The sequence below is a fragment of the Nocardia sp. NPDC060259 genome, assembly GCF_042728775.1.
Taxonomy (GTDB): Bacteria; Actinomycetota; Actinomycetes; order Mycobacteriales; family Mycobacteriaceae; genus Nocardia.
The window spans coordinates 1-17,015 of the sequence record NZ_JBHXAY010000130.1; the positions used below are offsets into that span (position 1 = coordinate 1).

The 17,015-nt window shown below is 70.4% G+C and carries 13 protein-coding genes; all 13 read left to right on the forward strand.

Features of this window, described 5'->3' with window-relative positions:
* The first annotated feature begins 374 nt into the window (after positions 1-374).
* The 13 genes from mraZ to ftsZ all read left to right on the forward strand — a co-directional run bounded on the left by mraZ (position 375) and on the right by ftsZ (position 16,983).
* Positions 375-806, forward strand: a complete 432-nt coding sequence (gene mraZ / locus ACFWF2_RS30215) for a division/cell wall cluster transcriptional repressor MraZ (protein WP_189033740.1) — start codon at positions 375-377, stop codon at positions 804-806.
* Positions 807-1,025: 219 nt separating this feature from the next.
* Positions 1,026-2,024, forward strand: coding sequence for a 16S rRNA (cytosine(1402)-N(4))-methyltransferase RsmH (gene rsmH / locus ACFWF2_RS30220; RefSeq protein ID WP_379089330.1), 999 nt, complete (start codon positions 1,026-1,028; stop codon positions 2,022-2,024).
* Positions 2,021-3,073, forward strand: coding sequence for a hypothetical protein (locus tag ACFWF2_RS30225; RefSeq protein ID WP_379310874.1), 1,053 nt, complete (start codon positions 2,021-2,023; stop codon positions 3,071-3,073). The genes rsmH and ACFWF2_RS30225 overlap by 4 nt, the downstream gene beginning before the upstream one ends.
* Positions 3,070-4,953 (forward strand): peptidoglycan D,D-transpeptidase FtsI family protein, encoded by a 1,884-nt coding sequence (locus ACFWF2_RS30230; RefSeq protein ID WP_379310875.1) that lies wholly within the window; start codon positions 3,070-3,072, stop codon positions 4,951-4,953. The genes ACFWF2_RS30225 and ACFWF2_RS30230 overlap by 4 nt, the downstream gene beginning before the upstream one ends.
* A gap of 103 nt (positions 4,954-5,056) precedes the next feature.
* On the forward strand, positions 5,057-6,649 hold the full coding sequence (locus tag ACFWF2_RS30235) for a UDP-N-acetylmuramoyl-L-alanyl-D-glutamate--2,6-diaminopimelate ligase (RefSeq protein ID WP_379310876.1): 1,593 nt from the start codon (positions 5,057-5,059) through the stop codon (positions 6,647-6,649).
* A complete protein-coding gene (gene murF, locus ACFWF2_RS30240) occupies positions 6,646-8,139 on the forward strand; it encodes a UDP-N-acetylmuramoyl-tripeptide--D-alanyl-D-alanine ligase (RefSeq protein WP_379310877.1) in 1,494 nt (497 codons plus the stop codon). Before ACFWF2_RS30235 ends, murF begins: the two co-directional genes overlap by 4 nt.
* A gap of 76 nt (positions 8,140-8,215) precedes the next feature.
* Positions 8,216-9,292 (forward strand): phospho-N-acetylmuramoyl-pentapeptide-transferase, encoded by a 1,077-nt coding sequence (gene mraY, locus ACFWF2_RS30245; protein WP_378847208.1) that lies wholly within the window; start codon positions 8,216-8,218, stop codon positions 9,290-9,292.
* 50 nt (positions 9,293-9,342) lie between these two features.
* Positions 9,343-10,779 (forward strand): UDP-N-acetylmuramoyl-L-alanine--D-glutamate ligase, encoded by a 1,437-nt coding sequence (murD, locus tag ACFWF2_RS30250; RefSeq protein WP_379310883.1) that lies wholly within the window; start codon positions 9,343-9,345, stop codon positions 10,777-10,779.
* Positions 10,776-12,269 carry a putative lipid II flippase FtsW gene (ftsW, locus tag ACFWF2_RS30255; RefSeq protein ID WP_379310878.1) on the forward strand — a complete coding sequence of 498 codons (1,494 nt, stop codon included), beginning with the start codon at positions 10,776-10,778 and terminating at the stop codon, positions 12,267-12,269. Before murD ends, ftsW begins: the two co-directional genes overlap by 4 nt.
* Positions 12,266-13,381 carry an undecaprenyldiphospho-muramoylpentapeptide beta-N-acetylglucosaminyltransferase gene (murG, locus tag ACFWF2_RS30260; RefSeq protein ID WP_379310879.1) on the forward strand — a complete coding sequence of 372 codons (1,116 nt, stop codon included), beginning with the start codon at positions 12,266-12,268 and terminating at the stop codon, positions 13,379-13,381. Before ftsW ends, murG begins: the two co-directional genes overlap by 4 nt.
* Complete coding sequence (murC, locus tag ACFWF2_RS30265; RefSeq protein WP_379310880.1) at positions 13,378-14,880, forward strand: UDP-N-acetylmuramate--L-alanine ligase; 1,503 nt, start codon at positions 13,378-13,380, stop codon at positions 14,878-14,880. The genes murG and murC overlap by 4 nt, the downstream gene beginning before the upstream one ends.
* A gap of 8 nt (positions 14,881-14,888) precedes the next feature.
* Positions 14,889-15,566 (forward strand): cell division protein FtsQ/DivIB, encoded by a 678-nt coding sequence (locus ACFWF2_RS30270; protein WP_379310881.1) that lies wholly within the window; start codon positions 14,889-14,891, stop codon positions 15,564-15,566.
* Between the two features lie 160 nt (positions 15,567-15,726).
* Entirely contained in the window at positions 15,727-16,983 is a 1,257-nt protein-coding gene (gene ftsZ / locus ACFWF2_RS30275; protein ID WP_379310882.1) for a cell division protein FtsZ, read from the forward strand.
* Positions 16,984-17,015: the final 32 nt, after the last annotated feature.

The window sequence follows — 17,015 nt, forward strand, 5'->3', positions numbered from 1 at the left end:
CCCCCACAAGCGGCCCGTACGAGGCGACCCGCAGGGTCCGGCCGCCCGTCGGACCTGTGTTCAGGGTGGTTCCCCCACCTTCCCCACCGTTCCCCACCCTGCCCCCGCGCGGGCGTCCGGCGCGCGCCGATGCCGGTCGCACCTGCGATGTTTGCTGAACGTTGTCGGAACCGCAGGTTGCCGACCCGCGCGGGTTGCCCGAACACGCGATAACCCCGAATCTCGGTGATAGCTGACATGACCTGCGGAATTGCGTTGGCGGGGAGCAGGATCACCCGGGGTTTCGATTGAAAGTGGGGGAAAGTGGGGTAATGTGGGTCGCGCACTACAGGAGAGGCCGTACGGCGAGGTGATCCAGTAGGGAGGTGGCCGAGATGTTTCTCGGTACCTACACCCCCCGATTGGACGACAAAGGGCGACTGACGTTGCCTGCGAAGTTCCGAGACGATCTGGCGGGAGGGTTGATGGTCACGAAAGGTCAAGACCACAGCCTGGCCGTGTATCCGAAAGACGAGTTCACCGCGCTCGCGCGGCGGGCCGCGGCAGCGTCTCGAAGCAACCCGCAGGCAAGGGCTTTCGTCCGAGCGCTGGCGGCGGGCACCGACGAGCAACGTCCGGATGCACAGGGCCGGATCACGCTGTCGCCGGACCATCGACGCTATGCGAATCTCACGCGCGATTGCGTGGTGATCGGTTCCGTCGACTTCCTCGAGATATGGGACAAGCAGGCGTGGGAGTCCTACCTCGCCGAGCACGAGGAGGACTACGCGCAAGCCAGAGACGAGTCGCTGGGCGGGATCTTCTAGCCCGGAGCACGCGAGTGCTGCGAGGCCTCTGCCCGGGCGTGGACCCTGACGTACTTCCCCGACGCCAGGTGCCGCGCCTCGGTCAGAGACCTCGACGCATTCGCCGGTTCCATCGCAAGGGCGGTGGAGCAGCTTCATTCAGACCGCAATCTCATTCGAAAAGCACTGTGTGGCAAGGCGACCCGTCTGCGACGCGAGGCAGTATCCCGGGAGGTCGAGGTGAACCATGACACCGAGAACCCCCGTCATGTGCCGGTCCTGCTCCAACGCGCCGACGAACTGCTCGGCCCCGCGCTGAGCGAACCGGGCGCGGTCTACATCGACGCGACCCTCGGCCTGGGCGGGCACGCCGAACATTTCCTGCGCACCTATCCGAACGCGCACCTGGTCGGGCTCGACCGTGACACCACCGCGCTGAAACTGGCAGGCGAGCGGCTCGCGCCCTACGCCGACCGGATCACCCTCGTGCACACCCGCTACGACGGGATCGCCGACGCGCTGAGCGAGGCCGGGCTGCCCGAGATCGGTTCCGTGTCAGCGATTCTGATGGACCTCGGGGTGTCGTCGATGCAGCTCGACGAGGCCGATCGCGGTTTCGCCTACTCCGTCGACGCCCCGCTGGACATGCGGATGGACCCGACCACCGGCCCGACCGCCGCCGACGTGCTCAACACCTACAGCCACGGCGACCTGGCCAGGGTGCTGAAAACCTATGGCGACGAACGGTTCGCGGGCAAGATCGCCTCCGAGGTGCTGCGCAGGCGCGCGGTCAAGCCGTTCACCACCAGCGCCGAGCTGGTCGAGCTGCTCTACGACACCATCCCGGCCGCGGCGCGGCGCACCGGTGGTCATCCGGCCAAGCGCACGTTCCAAGCCCTGCGGGTGGAGGTCAACGGCGAGCTCGACTCGCTGCGCGCCGCGCTGCCCGCGGCCCTGGATTCGCTGCGCGTCGGCGGGCGGATCTGCGTCATGTCGTACCAGTCGCTGGAGGACAGGCTGGTCAAGCAGGAGTTCGCGCCACGCATCGTGTCCAGATCACCGATGGACCTGCCGGTCGAACTGCCCGGCATGGGACCGGAATTCCGGATGCTGACCCGGGGTGCGGAGAAAGCGACCGAGTCCGAGATCGAGGTCAACCCGCGATCAGCGCCGGTGCGGATGCGCGCGGCCGAACGGATCGCGGAGAGGTCAGGGAGGACACAGGAGGGGACACGATGAGCGTGCGGACGAGCACCGTCGCAGTGCCGGGGCGTACGGCCCGTCGCGTCGAGGCGGCCGATCGGGTGAAGTCCGGTGCCGCACAGCGGGCCTACGCGCGCAAGCGCACCAGGGAGCAACTGCTCGACGGCATCGAGCTGCCCGAACGGGCATCCACGATGGCCGGGCGGATCCCGTTCGTCACCGCCATCATCGGACTGCTCGGCTGCGGCCTCGCCCTCACCCTGTTGCTGACCACCCGCGCCGCCGAGGACAGCTACCAGCTCGGCGACGCCAGGGCGGTCAACCGCAAACTCGCCGACGAGCGGGCCGCGCTGCAGCGCGAGGTCGCCGCCGCCGACTCCGCCCCCGAATTGGCGGCGCGAGCCAGAGAACTGGGCATGATCCCCGCCAAGGACCCGGCCCGCCTGGTGCTCGGTCCCGGTGGGGAGGTCACCGTCATCGGCACGCCGACGCCCGCGCAGGGCGCGCCGGCGCCGCCGCTGAACAGTCCGCCGACCACGACGCCAAGCGGTCCGCCCCCTGGACACGTGCAGGCACAGGGTGAGCGGGTGGTTCCGGTGCAGCCGGGCGCCACGCTCCCGAGTCCGGCAGGGCCGGGGAATGCCCTCGCCGCGCCCGCCGGCCAAGGTGGTGCCCCCGCATCGGGTCCCGCCGCAGGCGCTCCGGCTCAGGCGCCCGCGGTCTCGCCCCAGCCCGCGGCGGCACCGGCGCCCGCGCCGCTCGCCCCGGCTCCGGTCGAAGCGGTAGCGCCCGATCAGGCCGCGGACGGTCAAGCTCCCGCGCCGCTCGCTCCCGCGGACGGCCAAGCTCCGGCGCCGATGGCACCCGCGGCCGGTCGAGCGCCGGTGGACGGCCAAGCGCCCGCGCAGGCCGCCCCCGCGCCGGTGACCGTGCCCGACCGGGTCGACGTCACCGCCCCCGCCGAGCAGGGCGCGCAGGCCGACACGCCGCCGCCCGCACCAGGAGTCGCGGCCGGGCTACCGAGTCCCGCGGCCCGGCCACCGAGTGAGGCGCCGCAGATCGTCGCCCCGGAGGGCGGTCGATGAGGCAGAGCGGGCCCGCGTCGCCACGGCGACGCGGGCCGGTCTCGTCGAGGGCCCGCCGATCGGGCTCGCTCTCGCCGGACCGGCCGATCCGGTTGCGCCTCGGCGTCGGCCGGGTCACCCTGCTGGCCACGCTGGCGGTGGTGGCGTTGCAGCTGCTCTACATCCAGAGCATCGCCGCGCCCGCGCTCTCGGCGCAGGCGGCGTCGCAGCGCACCACCAAGGAGACCGAGGCCGCCGTGCGCGGCCCGATCACCGACCGCAACGGCAACCGGCTCGCGTTCACCATCACCGCGAAAGCGCTGACCTTCCAGCCGGTCCGGGTGCGTCAGCAGCTGGCCGACGCCAAGAAGGCCAAGTCGAGCGCGCCCGATCCGGAGCAGCGGCTGAAGGACATCGCGAAGTTCGTCCACGACAAGCTCGGCGCGGCAGCGCCCAAGGAAGAAGAGCTGCTGGACAAACTGCGCAGCGACAAGACCTTCACCTACCTCGCGCGCAATGTCGATCCACGGGTGGCCTCGGAGATCATCGCCAAGTACCCCGAGGTCGGCCAGGAACGCCAGGACCTGCGCGAATACCCCGGTGGGGCGCTGGCGGCCAATGTCGTCGGCGCGACCGGCTGGGACGGGCACGGCCAGATCGGCCTGGAATCGGCGCTGGACTCGGTGCTCGCGGGCACCGACGGTTCACGCACCTACGACCGCGGCTCCGACGGCGCGGTGATCCCGGGCAGCTACCGCGACCAGCAGCCCGCGGTCAACGGCTACGGTGTGGAACTGACGCTCGACGAGGACATGCAGTATTTCGTCCAGCAGCAGGTACAGCAGGCCAAACAGCTGTCCGGCGCGTCCTCGGCCTCGGCGGTGGTGCTCGACGCCAAGACCGGTCAGGTGCTGGCCATGGCCAACGACAACACCTTCAATCCCGCACTGGGACCACAGCATTGGGCCTCGGCCGACATGAGCAACCCGTCGGTCGCCGAACCGTTCGAGCCCGGCTCGGTGAACAAGATCGTCACCGCCGCGGCCGCCATCGAATACGGCCTGACCACCCCCGACGAGGTACTGCAGGTGCCCGGCTCGATCCGGATGTCGGGCGTCACCGTCAACGACGCGTGGCAGCACGGCACCGCGCCGTACACGACCACCGGCATCTTCGGGAAGTCCTCCAACGTGGGCACTCTCATGCTCGCGCAGCGGGTGGGCGAGGACCGCTTCGCCGACATGGTCGACCGCTTCGGCCTCGGCAAGCGCACCGGGATCGGCCTGCCGGGGGAGAGCCCTGGCCAGGTGCCCGCGCGTGACCAGTGGTCCGGCGGTACCTTCGCGAACCTGCCCATCGGCCAGGGTCTTTCGATGACGACGCTGCAGATGACCGGCATGTACCAGGCCATCGCCAACGACGGTCTGCGCATACCGCCGCGCATCGTCAAGGCCAGGATCGCCCCCGACGGCACCCGCACCGAGGAACTGCAGCCCGACGGCGTGCGCGTGGTGAGCCCGCAGACCGCGAGCACGCTGCGCACCATCTTCCAGGCGACGGTGCAGAAGGACCCGATGGGCTACCAGATGGGCACGGGCGTGCAGGCCGCGATCGAGGGCTACCAGGTGGCGGGCAAGACCGGCACCGCGCAGAAGGTGGACCCGGGCTGCCGGTGCTATTCGACCTCGTCGTTCTACATCACCTTCGCCGGGATGGCGCCCGCCGACAACCCCCGCTACGTGATCGGCATGATGCTCGACGCGCCGGTCCGCAGCTCCGACGGCACTGGTGGCGGGTCGGCCGCGCCGCTGTTCCACACCATCGCCTCCTGGGCGTTGCAGCGCGACCGGGTGCCACCCTCGCCGGAGCCCAAGCGGCTGGTGCTGGAGGCCGGGCTCTAACTCTTCGCCTTGGCACAACCCGCGTTGTCCGTCCGACACCGCGCGTCGGTAACCTGACTGCTCGTCTCGCCCACGCGCTCGATCACTCTCAGAGAGGAGCCTTGTGCCCGCGCAGTCCAGCCCGCACGCGCTCCGGCCGAACACGCCGCCGTCGACGTCGCTGCAGGCCCTGCTGGACCTCACCGGCGCCAAGATGGCGACTCCGGTGACCACCGAAACGACCATCACCGGCATCGAGCAACGGTCCAGCGCCGTGCGCTCCGGTGACCTGTTCGCCGCCCTGCCCGGCGCCAATTCCCACGGAGCGCGGTTCGCCGCCGACGCGATCGATCGCGGCGCGGTGGCGGTGTACACCGATGCCGCGGGTGCCGCCCTGATCGGCGACGTGGCCGTGCCCGTCCTCGTGCGCGAGCAGCCGCGCGCCGTCCTCGGTGAACTCTCCGCCGAGATCTACGGCCACCCGAGCGACCGGCTGCGCATCGTCGGCATCACCGGTACCTCCGGCAAGACCACCACCTCGTACCTGGTGGAAGCGGGTCTCGCCGCGGCGGGCCTGTCCACCGGCCTGATCGGCACCATCGAGACCCGCATCGGCGGCAGGCGGGTGCCCAGCGCGCTCACCACGCCCGAGGCGCCGCAGCTGCACGCGATGTTCGCCGCGATGGTCGAGCAGGGCGTGCAGGCGGTCGTGATGGAGGTCTCCAGCCACGCGCTGGCGCTCGGCCGGGTCGACGGCGTGCGGTTCGCGGTCGGCGCGTTCACCAATCTGTCGCAGGACCACCTCGACTTCCACGCCGACTTCGAGGACTACTTCGCCGCGAAACGCAAACTCTTCGAAGCGGATTCGCCGATCGCCGCGCGCACCGCGGTGATCTGTGTCGACGACGAGTGGGGCACGCGCCTCGCCGGTGAGCTGACCGCGCCGATCACGGTGTCGACCGTCGGCCAGGCCACCTGGCAGGTCGCCGGTGACGTGCAGGCCACCGGTGGTGCGCAGGAGTTCACCGCGGCCGGACCCGACGGCGAGCTCACCGTGCGGCTGCGGCTGCCCGGCCGCTACAACGTCGCCAACGCGCTGCTCGCCGTCGCGACCTGCGCGGCCGCCGGGGTCGATCCGGCAGTGGCCGCGCCCGCGCTGGCCACCGTCGACGTGCCGGGCCGGATGCAGCGGGTCGAGCGCGGCCAGGACTTCCTCGCCGTCGTCGACTACGCGCACAAGCCCGCCGCGGTCGAATCGGTCGTCGCCACCCTGCGCGGTCACCTCACCGAGGCTGGGCACGGCAGGCTGGCCGTCGTCGTCGGCGCCGGTGGCGACCGCGACGCGGCCAAGCGCCCGCTGATGGGTGCGGCGGCGGCACGCGGTGCCGACCTGCTGATCGTCACCGACGACAATCCCCGCACCGAGGACCCGGCGGCCATCAGGGCCGCCGTGGTGGCCGGTGCGCACGAACTCCCGGCCACCGACCGCGGCGAGATCCGCGAGATCGGTGACCGCGCGGCGGCCATCGCCGCTGCCATCGCCTGGGCGCTTTCCGGCGACGTGGTGCTCATCGCGGGCAAGGGCCACGAGGCGGGTCAGGAGATCCAGGGCGTCAAGCATCCCTTCGACGACCGCGAGGTGGTCGCGGCGGCGCTGGAAGCCCTGCAGACACGACACAGTCCGCAGACGGACTCGGAGGACTTGACGGTTTCATGATCGAGATGACACTGCGGGAGATCGCGGACGTCGTCGGCGGCGAGCTGCACGACGTACCCGACCCTCAGGCACTGGTGACCGGTTCGGTCGAATTCGATTCGCGCCGAATCGGTTCCGGCGATCTGTTCCTCGCGCTGCCGGGCGCCAACTCCGACGGACACGACTACGCCGCCGCCGCGGTCGCCGCGGGCGCGGTCGCCGTGCTGGCGGCGCGGCCGGTCGGCGTGCCCGCGATCGTCGTCGCGCCCGACCGCGGCTCGGTGCCGGCGACCTCGGTCGCGCTGAGCAACGACGACGACGGCTCCGGCGCCGCCGTGCTGGCTGCGCTGGCCGAGCTGGCCAGGGCGAGCACCCAGCGGCTCGCTGAACGCACCGGACTCACCGTCGTCGGCGTCACCGGGTCCTCCGGCAAGACCTCGACCAAGGACCTGCTGGCCGCCGTGCTGGCGCCGCTGGGTCCGGTCGTCGCGCCGCCGGGCTCGTTCAACAACGAACTCGGTCACCCGTGGACCGCGTTGCGCGCCGGCCTGGACACCAAGTTCCTCGCGCTCGAGCTCTCGGCCCGCGGCCCCGGCCACATCGCCGCGCTGGCCCGCATCGCGCCGCCGCGCATCGGCGTCGTGCTCAATGTCGGCACCGCGCACCTGGGTGAGTTCGGCAGTCGGGAGGCGATCGCCAAGACCAAGGGCGAACTGGTCGAAGCGCTGCCCGCCGACGGGCTCGCCGTGCTCAACGCCGACGACCCGAATGTCGCCGCCATGGCGTCGCGGACCGAGGCCCGCGTGGTGAAGGTCGGCCTGTCCGGTGACGCCGACGTGCGCGCCACCGACGTGGTCACCGACGAGCAGGCCCGCGCCCGGTTCACCCTGCACGCGGGCGGGCAGTCCGTGCCGGTGCGGCTCGCCGTGCACGGCGAGCACCACGTCGGCAACGCGCTGGCCGCGGCCGCCGTCGCACTGGAATGCGGCGCCGACCTGGCGACGATCGCGCAGGCGCTGGCGGGCGCGGGCGCCGCCTCGGCGCGCCGGATGGACGTGCGCACCACGGCCGACGGGGTCACCGTCATCAACGACTCCTACAACGCCAATCCCGATTCGGTGCGGGCCGCGCTCAAAGCGCTGGTCACCCTGGCCAAGGCGGGCGACGAGCCGCGCCGCAGCTGGGCCGTGCTCGGCGAGATGGGCGAACTCGGGGACGACTCGGTGATCGAACACGACGCGATCGGACGCCTGGCGGTACGCCTGGATGTCGACCGGTTGATCGTGGTCGGCACCGGACGGCCATCCCGGGGGATGCACCAGGGTGCGGTGATGGAAGGCTCATGGGGCGAGGAGTCGGTCCTCGTACCCGATATCGACGCGGCGATCGCGCTGCTCGACGACGAGATCGCCACCGGCGATGTGGTACTGGTCAAGGCGTCGAAGGCGGTCGGCCTGTGGGCCGTCGCCGAGCACCTGACCAGGGCAGGGGAAGGTAACACGGCTCAATGAGTGAGCGTAGCGAACGAGTCATGAACACAGCGGCCATCGGCCTTACGACGGAGCCGAGCGTCAGCGAGGCGCAGTCGTGAGGCAGATTTTGTTCGCGGCGGGGATCGCACTGGCGGTGTCGATCCTGTTGACGCCGTTGCTGATCCGGGTCTTCGCCAGACAGGGCTTCGGCCAGGAGATCCGGGTCGACGGCCCGGCCAGCCACCAGGCCAAGCGCGGCACCCCGACCATGGGTGGCGTCGCCATCCTGATCGGCATGTGGGCCGGTTACCTCGGCTCGCATCTGATCGGCATCGGCTACGACGCCGAGGGCCCGACGGCTTCGGGCATGCTCGTGCTCGGGCTCACCACCGCGCTGGGCGTCGTCGGTTTCCTCGACGACTTCATCAAGCTGCGCAAACAGCGCAACCTCGGGTTGTCGGCGGCGGGCAAGTACATCGGCCAGATCGGTGCCGCCGTCATCTTCGCCGTGCTGGTGCTCCAGTTCCGCGGCGAGAGCGGGCTCACCCCGGGCAGCAAGCACATCTCCTATGTGCGGGACATCTCGACGGTGTCGCTGGGTGCGATCGTGTTCGTCATCCTGGTCTGCCTGCTCGTGGTGGCCTGGTCCAACGCGGTCAACCTGACCGACGGTCTGGACGGTCTGGCCGCCGGTTCGATGAGCCTGGTGCTGGGCGCTTACGTGATCATCACGTTCTGGCAGTACCGCAACGCCTGCTCCACCGCGCCCGAAGCGGGCTGCTACAACGTGCGCGACCCGCTGGACCTGGCATTGGTGTGCGCCGCCGCGGCCGCCGCGTGCATCGGCTTCCTGTGGTGGAACGCCGCGCCGGCCAAGATCTTCATGGGTGACACCGGGTCGCTGGCGCTGGGCGGCATGCTCGCCGGGCTGTCCATCACCACCCGCACCGAGCTGCTGATGGTCGTCATCGGCGCGCTGTTCGTCGCCGAGGCGGCGTCGGTGGTGCTGCAGGTGGCGGTGTACCGCACCACCCGCAACCGGTTGTTCAAGATGGCGCCGTTCCATCACCACTTCGAATTGAGCAAGTGGGCCGAAACCACGGTGATCATCAGATTCTGGATCCTGGCCGGCATCGCCGCCGCCGTGGGTCTCGGGCTGTTCTACAGCGAATATCTCTCGCAGGTCGGGTGAGGACGAACATGGTCGAACACTCTCCCCGTGCCCTCCGCTCGCCGGGCCCCATGCTCGAATTCCTGCGTGGCCGTGACGTTCTCGTCGCGGGCTGGGGCGTCTCCGGACGCTCGCTGATCGAACCGCTGCGCGATATCGGCGCGCACCCGGTGGTCACCGACTCCGGCGCCAAGGCACTGGCCGAGGCCGCCGAACTGGGTCTGGAGGTCGCCACCAGCGTCGAGCTGGAACGTGCCGACCTGAGCCGGTTCGCGCTGGTCATCACCAGCCCGGGCTGGCGGCCGGACTCGCCGGTGCTGGTCTCCGCCGTCACCGAGGGCATCCCGGTCTGGGGTGACGTCGAGTTCGCCTGGTGGGTCGATCAGGCCAGGATCTACGGTCCGGTCCGCAAGTGGCTGGTGATCACCGGCACCAACGGCAAGACCACCACCACCCAGATGACGCACTCGATCCTGCGCGCCGCGGGCATCGCCAGCGTGGCCTGCGGCAATATCGGCCTGCCCATCCTGGACGCGCTGCGCCGCAACCCCGGCCCGCAGGTGCTCGCCGTCGAGCTCTCCTCGTTCCAGCTGCACTGGGCGCCGTCGGTGCGCCCGGAGGCGGGCGTGGTGCTCAATGTCGCCGAGGACCACCTCGACTGGCACGGCGGCCTCGACGCCTACGCCGCCGCCAAGGCCCGTGCGCTGACCGGCCGGGTCGGTGTCGTCGGCCTCGACGATCCGGTCGCGGGCTCGCTGGCCCGCAAGGCCAAGGCGCGGCGCACGGTCGGCTTCCGGATCGGCGTGCCCGCCGACGGCGAGCTGGGCGTGGTCGACGGCAAGCTGCTCGATCGCGCGTTCACCAAGGCCGCGATTCTCGCCGAGACCTCCGACATCAGCCCGCAGGGCCCGGCAGGCATCGCCGATGCCCTCGCCGCCTCCGCGCTGACCAGGGCGATCGACGTGGCGCCGCAGTTCGTCAAGGAAGGCCTCGCCGAGCACAAGGTGGGACCGCACCGCACCGCGTTCGTGCGTGAACTGGGCGGTGTCGAGTTCATCGACGACTCCAAGGCCACCAACCCGCACGCCGCACGCGCCGCGATCATGGCGTACCCGCACGTGGTGTGGGTGGCGGGCGGTCTGCTCAAGGGCGCGAGCGTCGACGACCTCATCGAGGAAGTGGGCGACCGGCTGGTCGGCGCGGTCCTGTTCGGGGCCGACGCGCCGGTGATCGCCGCCGCATTGGCGCGACACGCACCCGAAGTCCCGGTCATCGAGCTGGATGCGGGAGACGATGCAGACATGGAGTCGTCGAGATCCCAGCGTGCCGAGGCGGTCATGGGCCGCGCGGTCCGCGCGGCGGCGGGCCTGGCCCGCGCCGGAGACACCGTGTTGCTCGCTCCCGCTGGTGCCTCCCTGGACATGTACGACGACTACACCCACCGCGGACGCTGCTTCGTGGACGCGGTCACGGCACTGGAAGACGGTGACATCGGGCGGGCGCTATGACACAGACGCGCCCGGCTGACCCGTCAGCGCCCGGAGGAGGCAGCTTGCGTAACCACGTAGGGCGCCGGGGCAGACGGAGTTCGACACAGCCGGGATGGGCGGGGGAGCGCTTCGGCGCCTGGTTGGCCCGTCCGCTCGCGTCCTTTCATCTGATCGTCACCATCGCGACCCTGCTCACTGTGCTCGGCCTGGTCATGGTGCTGTCGGCGTCGAGTGTCGAGGCCTACGCAGGCGGTGGGTCGGCCTACTCGCTGTTCATCCAGCAGGCCATGTTCGCCGCCCTGGGCGCCGTCGCGTTCTACATCGCGCTGCGGCTGCCGCTGCGGTTGCTGCGGCAGTGGTCGTTCCCGATCTTCAGCATCTCGGTGCTGGCGCTGGTGCTGGTGCTGATCCCCGGCATCGGCGCCGTCCACGGTGGCGCCCGGCGCTGGTTCGACATCGGCCCGCTGTCCATCCAGCCGTCCGAGGTCGTCAAGGTGACGCTGGTGGTGTGGGGTGCGCATCTGCTGGCCTCGCGGCGCGGCGCCCACCTCAAGGACATCCTTGTGCCGCTGGTGCCCGCCGGGCTGCTGGTGTGCCTGCTGGTGGTGCTCGAACCGAACCTGTCGACCACGATCGCGCTGGGCGTCGTGCTGATGGCGCTGCTGTGGTTCGGCGGGCTGCCGGTGCGGTTGTTCGTCGGGATCATGGTCAGCGGGGTGGTCGTCGCGTCGGTGCTGGCGCTGTCGGCCGGCTATCGCTCCGACCGGGTGCGCGCGTTCTTCAACCCCGGTGACGACCCGCAGGGCGTCAATTATCAGGCGCGCCAAGCCAAGTACTCCCTCGCCGACGGCGGCATTCTCGGCCGCGGGCTCGGGCAGAGCCGCGCCAAGTGGAGCTACCTGCCCAACTCCCACAACGACTTCATCTTCGCCATCATCGGCGAGGAACTCGGCTTCCTGGGATGTATGGCGGTGCTGGCGCTGCTGGCGATGTTCGTCTACGCCGGGATCCGGATCGCGCTGCGCTCCGTCGACCCGTTCCTGCGCCTGCTCACCGCCACCGCCACCACCTGGATCACCGCGCAGGCGCTGATCAACATCGGCTATGTCGTCGGGTTGCTCCCGGTGACCGGACTGCAGCTGCCGCTGGTGTCGGCGGGTGGTTCGTCGCTGGCCATCACGCTGTTCATGTTCGGCATCATCGCCAGCGCCGCCCGGCACGAACCGGAAGCGGTGTCGGCGTTGCAGGCAGGCCAGGACGGCAGGCTCAGCCGGCTGCTGCGCCTGCCGATTCCCGAGGTGTACACCCCGGCCAGGGCCGATACGCCGCGCAAGTCCGCCGCGCGCGGCAAAGCCGAACGCCCACGCCAGGCGCCCCGCCGTCAGCCGCCCGCCGAGCGCAGGCGACGCACGCCGCAGAGCCGCGGCACCAATTCGCTACGGTCGACCAGAGCATGGGAACCGACCTATCCGATGCCACACGCGAAAGAACGAGGTAGATCCAGGTGAGTCACCCGCGCACCGGGTTGTCGGTGATCGTCGCAGGCGGCGGCACGGCCGGCCATATCGAACCCGCGTTGGCCGTCGCCGACGCGCTGCGCAAGCTCGACGATTCGATCCGGGTGACCGCCCTGGGGACCGAGCGCGGTCTCGAGACCAAGCTCGTCCCCGAACGCGGGTACCCGCTCGAGCTGATCCCGCCGGTGCCGTTGCCGCGCAAGCCGTCGGCCGACCTGCTGCGCCTGCCCGGCCGGGTGCGCGCCTCGGTGAAGCGGACCAGGGCTGTCATCGACGAGGTGCAGGCCGACGTGATCATCGGCTTCGGCGGGTACGTCGCCCTGCCCGCCTACCTCGCCGCGCGCGGCGGACTGTTCGGCCGCAAGCGCGCCGTTCCGGTCGTGGTGCACGAGGCCAACGCCAAGGCGGGTATCGCGAACAAGGTCGGCGCCAGGCTGGCCGCGAAGGTGCTTGCCGCCGTTCCCGATTCCGGACTGGCGAACGCGCAGGTCGTCGGGATCCCGGTCCGTGACTCCATCACCGGACTGGACCGTCCGGCACTGCGCGCGCAGGCCCGCGCCCACTTCGGCCTGCCCGCCGAGGGCCCGGTCCTGTTGGTGTTCGGCGGTTCACAGGGCGCGCGCAGTCTCAACGAGGCCGTCTCCGGCGCCGCGCCGCAGCTGGCCGCCGCCGGGATCTCGGTGCTGCACGCGCACGGACCCAAGAACAGCGTCGAGGTGAGCACCGCCGACGCGGACGCGCCCTACGTCGCGGTGCCGTACCTGTCCCGGATGGACCTGGCCTACGCGGCCGCCGACGCGGTGGTGTGCCGCTCCGGCGCGATGACCGTGGCCGAGGTGTCGGCGGTCGGGCTGCCCGCGTTCTACGTGCCGCTGCCGCACGGCAACGGCGAGCAGGAGTTCAATGCCAGGCCCGTGGTTGCCCAGGGAGGTGGCAGAATTGTCGCCGACGCCGACCTGACCCCGAAATACGTGATCGATGAGGTGATTCCGCTGCTGCTCGACCCTGCTCGACTCGCCGAGATGAGCCGCGCCGCGGCAGGCGCAGGCCATCGCGACGCTGCCGACACGGTGGCCAGGATCGTCACCGAGGTTGCCCGATGAGCGGGATCAGTGAGGACGCGGGTACCGGGCTGCCGCCCGAGCTCGAACGGGTGCACATGGTCGGGATCGGCGGCGCAGGCATGTCCGGCATCGCCCGGATCCTGTTGTCGCGCGGTGGCGCGGTATCCGGGTCCGACGCTCGCGAGAGCCGCGGCGTGCTGTCGCTGCGGGCGCGCGGCGCGCAGGTCCGCATCGGCCACGACGCCGACGCGCTCGACCTGCTGCCCGGCGGCCCGACGGTCGTCGTCACCACCTACGCCGCCATCCCGAAGACCAATCCCGAACTGGTCGAGGCGAACCGGCGCCACATCCCGGTGCTGCTGCGCCCGACCGTGCTCGCCGCGCTGATGCGCGGGCACAAGACGCTGCTGGTCTCGGGCACCCACGGCAAGACTTCGACCACCTCGATGCTGATCGTGTCGCTGCAGCACTGCGGCGCCGATCCGTCGTTCGCGGTCGGCGGTGAGCTCAACGAGGCTGGCACCAACGCCCACCACGGCAGCGGCGACATCTTCGTCGCCGAGGCCGACGAGTCCGACGGCTCACTGCTGCAATACGACCCGGACGTCGCCGTGGTCACCAATATCGAGTCCGATCACCTCGACTTCTTCGGCACCGACGAGGCCTACATCCAGGTGTTCGACGACTTCGCCGACCGGCTCGCCTCCGGCGGCCTGCTGGTGGTGTGCCTGGACGATCCCGGCTCGCTGGCACTGGCCCATCGCGTCGCGCCCCGGCTGGCCGAGCGCGGCGTCGAGGTCCTCGGCTACGGCTCCGGCGACCTGACCGACGCCCCGGTGACGGTCGGCGCGCGGCTGATCGACTGGCAGCCGCGCGATGTCGGCGGCATCGTCGAGTTCCAGCTGGCGGGGGAGACCACCCCGCGCACGGTGCGGCTGTCGGTGCCGGGCAGGCACATGGCGCTCAACGCGCTGGCCGCGCTGCTGGCCGCCAGGGCCACCGGCGCCGATGTCGACGAGATCGTCCAGGGACTGGAAGGTTTCGGTGGCGTGCACCGCCGGTTCCAGTTCACCGGCCGCGAGAACGGCGTGCGTGTCTTCGACGACTACGCCCACCACCCCACCGAGGTGCGCGCCGTGCTCGAGGCCGCGGCCCAGCTCGTCGCCCAGGAGGCGCGCGACGGCGCCCGCACCCGTCGCGGCCAGGTGATCGTGGTGTTCCAGCCGCATCTGTACAGCCGCACCGCCACCTTCGCCACCGAGTTCGGCACCGCGCTGAGCCTGGCCGACGAGGTGGTCGTGCTCGATGTCTACGGCGCGCGCGAGGAGCCGCTGCCCGGCGTCAACGGCGCGCTGGTGGCCCAGGCGGTGACCAGTCCCGTGCACTACCAACCGGATATGTCGAAGGTGGGCAGGCAGGTCGCCGCGCTGGCTCAGCCCGGCGACGTGGTGATCACCATGGGCGCGGGCGATGTGACCATGCTCGGCAGCCAGATCCTCGACGGCCTGCGGGCGCGGCCCCAACAGGCCGGCCGGTGAGATTGCCGATGCCCGCCGCGCGCGGGTGGCACGGCTACCGGATCTGGACGGTGGTCGGTCTTCTCGTGGTGACGGGGCTCGTCGTCCTGGCCTGGTTCACGCCCGTGCTGTCGGTGCGCACCGTGCGTGTCGACGGTTTGGCGGCGGTATCGCAGGCGGAGGTTCGCGGGCGGCTCGAAATCCCGGACGGCCGTTCGATGTTGCGCATCGATACCACCGCGATCGCCCAGCGGGTCGCCGCTATCCCGAAGGTGCGGTCGGTCAGGGTGCAGCGCAAATTCCCGTCCACCGTGCTGGTGACAGTGGTGGAACGAACACCGGTGCTGTACATCGAATCACCGGACGGCGCGCACCTGATCGACGCCGAGAGTGTCGAATTCGCGATCGAGGCCGCGTCACCGATCGGGGTGCCGAAGTTGATCACCGAGGGCTCCTTCACGGGGCCCGCGGCGGCCAAGGCTGCTGTCGATGTGCTGGTCACGCTGCCGCCCGCGCTGTCGGCGCAGGTGGGTGAGGTTGTCGCACGGTCGATTTCGGACGTCTCACTGAACCTTCGTGACGGTAGGAAGGTAGTGTGGGGCGGCACGGGCGACGGCGAGCGCAAAGCTGCCGTCGTGTTGCCGCTGCTGACCCGTGAGGGGACCGTGTTCGACGTGTCGAGTCCGAATCTGGTCACGGTAAAGTGAGCGACATTCTTTGTGGCACAAGATTCTGGCTCTCGTCTCGGCGCGCCTGCGCCGGGATCGCAGTGGCTGCGAATAGCGTTCCGCAGCAGTCGGATACTTGACATAACGCCAACCCTATGGTTGAGGTTGAGGGTTTAAGATCGAAGGAAGGCGAGAGCCCATGACGCCCCCGCACAACTACCTTGCAGTGATCAAGGTCGTCGGTATCGGCGGCGGCGGCGTGAACGCCGTCAACCGAATGATCGAACAGGGACTCAAGGGAGTCGAGTTCATCGCGGTCAATACCGACGCCCAAGCCCTGCTGATGAGCGATGCCGACGTCAAACTCGATGTCGGCCGCGAGCTGACTCGCGGCCTCGGCGCAGGCGCCGACCCGGAAGTCGGCCGCAAGGCCGCCGAAGACCACAAGGACGAGATCGAAGAGGTGCTCAAGGGCGCCGACATGGTCTTCGTCACCGCGGGTGAAGGTGGTGGCACCGGCACCGGTGGCGCCCCCGTCGTCGCGAGCATCGCCCGCAAGCTGGGCGCGCTGACCATAGGTGTCGTGACCCGGCCGTTCTCCTTCGAGGGCAAACGGCGTGGGAACCAGGCCGAGGTGGGTATCAACCTGCTTCGCGAGTCGTGCGACACCCTCATCGTCATCCCGAACGACCGGCTGCTGCAGCTGGGCGACGCGGCGGTGAGCCTGATGGACGCGTTCCGCTCCGCCGACGAGGTGCTCCTCAACGGTGTGCAGGGCATCACCGACCTGATCACCACCCCTGGTCTGATCAATGTCGACTTCGCCGACGTCAAGAGCGTCATGTCGGGCGCGGGCTCGGCACTGATGGGCATCGGCTCGGCGCGCGGCGAGGGCCGCTCGGTGAAAGCGGCCGAGACGGCGATCAATTCGCCGCTGCTCGAGGCGTCGATGGACGGCGCGCACGGCGTGCTGCTCTCCATCGCGGGCGGCTCCGATCTCGGTCTGTTCGAGATCAACGAGGCGGCCTCGCTGGTGCAGGAGGCGGCCCACATCGAGGCCAACATCATCTTCGGTACCGTCATCGACGATTCGCTCGGTGACGAGGTGCGCGTCACCGTGATCGCGGCGGGCTTCGACGGTGGCGGACCGTCGCGGCGGTCGTTCGAGACCAACGTCAGCTCCACGCGCAACGGGACCAATCCGATCGGTTCCGGCCGGGCGGGCGAGGTCGGCCAGGCGCGCAGCGAGGCGCCTGCACGCGCCACCGAACCCGCCACCAGCGGGGTGTCCACCGGCCGCACCAGCGCGCCGAGCTACCGGGATACCGAGCGGTACCGGGAGTCCGAGCGTCAGCGGGTCACCGAGCGGGCGATGAACCAGGTGAACAACCCCGATCAGCGCGAAGACGGCGACGATGACGACGACATCGAAGTGCCGATCTTCATGCGTCGATAGGCAGCTCGACGAGAAGCGCCCGGACTCCGTGG

Excerpts from the sequence above, each read along its gene's own strand:
- murD (WP_379310883.1), top strand. The coding sequence starts at position 9,343 with ATGCTCGAATTCCTGCGTGGCCGTGACGTTCTCGTCGCGGGCTGGGGC.
- murC (WP_379310880.1), top strand. The coding sequence starts at position 13,378 with ATGAGCGGGATCAGTGAGGACGCGGGTACCGGGCTGCCGCCCGAGCTC.
- ACFWF2_RS30270 (WP_379310881.1), top strand. The coding sequence starts at position 14,889 with ATGCCCGCCGCGCGCGGGTGGCACGGCTACCGGATCTGGACGGTGGTC.
- murF (WP_379310877.1), top strand. The coding sequence starts at position 6,646 with ATGATCGAGATGACACTGCGGGAGATCGCGGACGTCGTCGGCGGCGAG.
- ftsW (WP_379310878.1), top strand. The coding sequence starts at position 10,776 with ATGACACAGACGCGCCCGGCTGACCCGTCAGCGCCCGGAGGAGGCAGC.
- ftsZ (WP_379310882.1), top strand. The coding sequence starts at position 15,727 with ATGACGCCCCCGCACAACTACCTTGCAGTGATCAAGGTCGTCGGTATC.
- ACFWF2_RS30230 (WP_379310875.1), top strand. The coding sequence starts at position 3,070 with ATGAGGCAGAGCGGGCCCGCGTCGCCACGGCGACGCGGGCCGGTCTCG.
- mraZ (WP_189033740.1), top strand. The coding sequence starts at position 375 with ATGTTTCTCGGTACCTACACCCCCCGATTGGACGACAAAGGGCGACTG.
- ACFWF2_RS30225 (WP_379310874.1), top strand. The coding sequence starts at position 2,021 with ATGAGCGTGCGGACGAGCACCGTCGCAGTGCCGGGGCGTACGGCCCGT.